Genomic DNA, 4,458 nt, shown 5'->3' with positions numbered 1-4,458 from the left:
TTTTTATCCGTATTATGCCGCAGTTTTTTTCAAAAATCAAATATGATTCCTATAAATCTTAAAAAATTCTGCTCCAACCGAGGCAACTTCACCACTTCCTCCCATGAATACAACTAATTTTTCACCAAAACTATAGCCAATGATTGTCAGTGCAAAAGAGATAATAACACCCATTACTATTAAGTTGCCAAATATTTTGGACTGAGTTTTGATATCTCCAGAACCAATAGCTCGACTGAGAACAGAAGCAGAACCTACTCCAACTAAATAAGCAGAACCACCCATAAGAGAAGTTAGTGGTAAAGCCAGAGATATACCAGCGACAGCAGTTTCACCAATCAGTCGTCCTGCAAATAAAGCATCAACAAAAGTGCTTGAGCTTAGTAGCACTGTTCCTAAAATACCAGGAGTTGATAACTTGAACATCAGTTTAATGAGATTGCCTTGGAGGATCTCATTTGTCGCTTGAGATTGTTTTTGGGAAGTCATTTTTAGGTTCTTGGCTTGATGCTGTTTACTCAACTTTGACCAAACGGCTAACACGATACTGCTTCACCGCTTTCAACTCCATCTCTTTTTCGGAGCTAAGTGCGCTCATAACCTCACCATTGACTTCAACTCTAGCTTCATAGGCACTAGATACACTGCCATCTGGGGCAGCAAAATCAATACGAACTTCTGCCCAATCAGCCTGTTGTCCTTCAGCAACTTCTTCTATAGCCAGGACTTTGCCTGCTTTTAAGTAGTCGAGCCAAATCCAACCCGATTGTGTCCTGATTTCGCGCTCGACAATTTGCTCAAACTTGGTTAAACCCGTCCATCCTCGATAGAATTTATGCAAGTCTGCAACTGAACCATTTCTGTTTATTAGTAAATCAAGGGTTTCAGGTTCTAAATGTCCCCACAAGCATCCTTGGGGTAAATCAACTAAGGTGGGGGCAAACTGATGACCGCCAAAGTGAGTTGTTTGCCACACTCTTAAATTTCCGTTGGCAGCAGGAGCATATTCCTTGCGTAACCGACGATACAAGGGAGTCCCAAATCTGCCACAAGCAAGATCAACTTGAGCATGTGTGCAAACCATGAGTTCGCGAATGTGACTGGTTTGTTGCTGATACTGCTGAAATTCTGATAAATTGTTGGGCTGTTGTATCAACTGTTTCAATATTGCCGTTACTAAAGTAATTGCTTGTTCCTCTGGGAGAACAAACTCCTGTTTCTCAAACTGAGAAAACAGTTTGGCAAGACGATAGTAGTACAGCACGCGGGTAAAGCCTGGGTGAGAGTACTCGCGATCGGGAGCAATTAGCATTGGTCTGATGTTAATTCTATGCTTGATGATGACCTCTTCAAAAAAATGTATGAATGTTTTGATTGTTGGATTTTCTTCAAAGACATCTTGCGGCCAAGGTTGGGGAATTTCCATAATCAACCAGTGGTCACAAGTACCTGCTGTACCAATGGGGTCTTCTCCGTTAGCTTTGGAAACCTGTGAACAAAAACGACAATCTATCAGGGAAAGTCCATCGATTTGTTGAGTTTGCATATTTATGGATTAGTTGAACTAACAACAAGTTGTTGCGATCGCTCTTGGCGTAGACGTTCACCAAGCAAAATCATTTTTAAGCCACCAGCAGGGGGATAGTTAACACCTATAGCCTTGGGTTTTTCCACTCTTTTTTCATCTGCTAATGCTAGTTGACAGCATGAAAGAACAGTTGCTAAAACTAGTTTCATTTCAAAAAGTGCTAACACCTCACCCGGACAGCGACGAGCACCCCCGCCAAATGGGAGAAATTCATAGGGAGAGTATTGTCTCTCCAGAAACCGTTCTGGTTTGAATTCCTTCGGTTGTGGGTATAAGTCCTCACGCTGATGTGTCAGATAGATACAGCCTCTGGTGACTGTATCTGGACTCAATTCGTAGCCCATCACCTCAATTGGTGCTTCTACCAACCGTGGAAATGTGACTACCTGAGTTGGGTAAATTCGTAGTGCTTCATTACAGACAGCGCTGAGGTAGGGTAGCGCAGCAATAGCCATAGGATCTGGGGATTGCCCAAGAGTATCAAGTTCTGCTAGCAATCGATCGCGAACATCTTTTGAACGGTGAACCCAGTACAATGACCAAGTTATGGCAGTGGCTGACGCATCCTGACCACCCAGTAGTAATGATGGAAACAAATCCCGTATATCCTCATCGGTCATTGGTTGACCTGTTTCATCACGGGCAAAGAGTAGTTCCGAGAGAACATCGGTGCGAGTCGGATCTACTTGCGATCGCCTTTGTGCAATTTCAGCATAAAGTAGTTTATCAAACTGTTGTTGCAGATGAAGCCAATATCCCCAAGGAGTCCAACGACCTAAATCTTTTTGCAGAAAGGGATAAGCCAGAGATAACCCCAGCCAGCGAGACCGGGCAAAACTTAGTAACTTGGAAAGTAGTTGCCGAAATTGTTCATAACGCTCTCCCTCAGATAAACCAAACAAAGCTTGCAGTATTACCTCTAGGGTAATTTTTTGCACAGTCGGGTAAGCAACAAAAGTTTGACCTCGCGCCAGTTGATTGATGATTTTCTCTGTCACTTGACAAATACGCTGCCCGTATAGCTGTACGCGAGTCCCATGCATAGGAGGCATCAACAACTGACGGCGATGCTTGTGGCGCAAGCCATCAAGCATAAGTAACCCATTGTTTCCCACTAGAGCCGCACCGCCTTGGTTTAACTGACCAGAAGCTTTAATCTCTTTGGCGCTGGTAAAAATCTGTTTTATCGCCTGTGGGTTGCTGACGATAACTAAAGGTCTAGAATCAGCCATGATAGTGAAAATATCACCATAGCGATCGCTCATAGCATCCATGAATCCAAGGGGATCGGTCTTAAATTGACGATTCAGCAACTGGGGAGAAGTTTTTGGTCCATCTGGTAGTTTCATTCGTATTTTTAGGTAAATGTTAAAATATCGCTGTTAAACTGAACCGACAACAAATGTCTGCGACTGTCCTTGATGTTGACGGCGATCGCACATAACCATCTTCACGCCACTAGCTGGGTAACAAATTAGACCTCCAAATTTGGGACGTTCTGGACGCTTACTAACTAGCTCCAATTGATAACGTGAAAGAATAGTTGCTAATACAAGTTTCATTTCAAATAAGGCAAAAGTCCCGCCAATACAAACACGAGAACCACCACCAAAAGGTAAAAATTCGTAGGGAGAAAATTGTTTTTCTAAAAAGCGCTCTGGCTGAAATTCTTTTCGAGCAGGGTATAAATCTTCACGTTGATGTGTCGAATAAATATTAGCAATCAGTACTGTACCGGGATTCAACTCGTAACCCATGACCTCAACCGTCGATTCTACCAACCTGGGAAATGCAAACAACTGAGTTGGGTAAATTCGCAAAGCTTCGTTACAAACGGCACTTAGGTAGGGTAGTGCGACAATACTCATAGGGTCTGGATTTTCACCAAGGCTGTCGAGTTCTGATAAAAGGCGGGAGCGAACATTAGGTAAACGGTGAATCCAATATAAAGACCAAGCGATCGCAGTTCCGGAAGCATCACCAGCGGCAAATATAGGCGATAATAAGAGGTCGCGCACTTCTTCATTGCTTAACGATTGACCTGTTTCATCTTCAGCAAATATCAGATCGGAAAGCATATCAGTGCGTGAAAAATCTGGTTGCGATCGTCGTTTTTCAACCTCAGCCAATAGCAATTGAAAAAGTTCTTCTCTCACGTGAAGGCGATACCCTTGTGGACTCCATCGACCTAAATCCCGTTGTCCAAAAATATTCCCAATAATCTTATCTAGAGGAGACTGTCCGATTCTGAGTGCAGACACAAATAAATGTTTGATTCTGTCGCAGTGCTCTCCTTTATGCAAACCCATTACAACTTCTATACCCACTCGTAAGGTGATATCTTCAATTGTCGGGTATGCAACAAAAGGTTTTCCAATCACCTGTTTACTCATAATCTTTTCTGTGAGTTCACAAATACGTCGCGCACAAGCTTGCATTCGCGCTCCGTGAAAAGATTGCATTAAGAGCTTACGCCGATTTTTGTGAACTAAGCCATCTAGTTGAAGAACTCCTTGATTCCCCGTCATCAAGGCGAAATTTGGGTTTAATGCGCCTTTAGCTGCAATTTCTTTAGTATTTGTGAAAATCTTCTTTATTCCTAAGGGATTACTGACATAAACAACTGGTGTAGAACCAGACATTAGAGTGACGATATCGCCATAACGTTTGCCCTGAGCATCCATATAACCAAAGGGGTCAGCCTCGAATTGCAGATCTAGCAACCATAACGGTGTTTTCGGTCCTGGGGGTAGTTTCATCAGCTTCTTTCACTCCCATTATTTAGAACGCTACAGCATTATCGATACAATTTCTGAGATGTTTAGTTAATTCTTGAATATGAGGTTCAACGAAAATCGAAAAATGATCGC

Annotated in this window: 4 protein-coding genes; all 4 read right to left on the bottom strand. The window is 42.8% G+C overall.

Translation table 11 applies throughout. The features are described from left to right. Positions 1-36: 36 nt before the first annotated feature. The 4 genes from RM368_RS38040 to RM368_RS38025 are packed head-to-tail and all read right to left on the bottom strand — an operon-like array spanning position 37 to position 4,347. A complete protein-coding gene (locus tag RM368_RS38040) occupies positions 37-489 on the bottom strand; it encodes an MATE family efflux transporter (protein ID WP_322698859.1) in 453 nt (150 codons plus the stop codon). 25 nt (positions 490-514) lie between these two features. Continuing rightward, a complete protein-coding gene (locus RM368_RS38035) occupies positions 515-1,546 on the bottom strand; it encodes a sucrase ferredoxin (RefSeq protein WP_322698858.1) in 1,032 nt (343 codons plus the stop codon). A gap of 2 nt (positions 1,547-1,548) precedes the next feature. Beyond that, on the bottom strand, positions 1,549-2,937 hold the full coding sequence (locus RM368_RS38030; RefSeq protein WP_322698857.1) for a cytochrome P450: 1,389 nt from the start codon (positions 2,935-2,937) through the stop codon (positions 1,549-1,551). A gap of 33 nt (positions 2,938-2,970) precedes the next feature. Then, positions 2,971-4,347: a cytochrome P450 gene (locus RM368_RS38025; RefSeq protein WP_322698856.1), complete on the bottom strand. Its 1,377-nt coding sequence runs from the start codon at positions 4,345-4,347 to the stop codon at positions 2,971-2,973. Positions 4,348-4,458: the final 111 nt, after the last annotated feature.

The sequence above is a fragment of the Nostoc sp. DedSLP03 genome (assembly GCF_034530815.1).
Taxonomy (GTDB): domain Bacteria; phylum Cyanobacteriota; class Cyanobacteriia; order Cyanobacteriales; family Nostocaceae; genus Nostoc.
Note: the sequence above shows the minus strand (reverse complement) of the source record. Positions and strands in the feature narration are given on the sequence as shown.

Coding starts and splice junctions, on each gene's coding strand:
- RM368_RS38030 (WP_322698857.1), bottom strand. CDS start 2,937: ATGAAACTACCAGATGGACCAAAAACTTCTCCCCAGTTGCTGAATCGT.
- RM368_RS38040 (WP_322698859.1), bottom strand. CDS start 489: ATGACTTCCCAAAAACAATCTCAAGCGACAAATGAGATCCTCCAAGGC.
- RM368_RS38025 (WP_322698856.1), bottom strand. CDS start 4,347: ATGAAACTACCCCCAGGACCGAAAACACCGTTATGGTTGCTAGATCTG.
- RM368_RS38035 (WP_322698858.1), bottom strand. CDS start 1,546: ATGCAAACTCAACAAATCGATGGACTTTCCCTGATAGATTGTCGTTTT.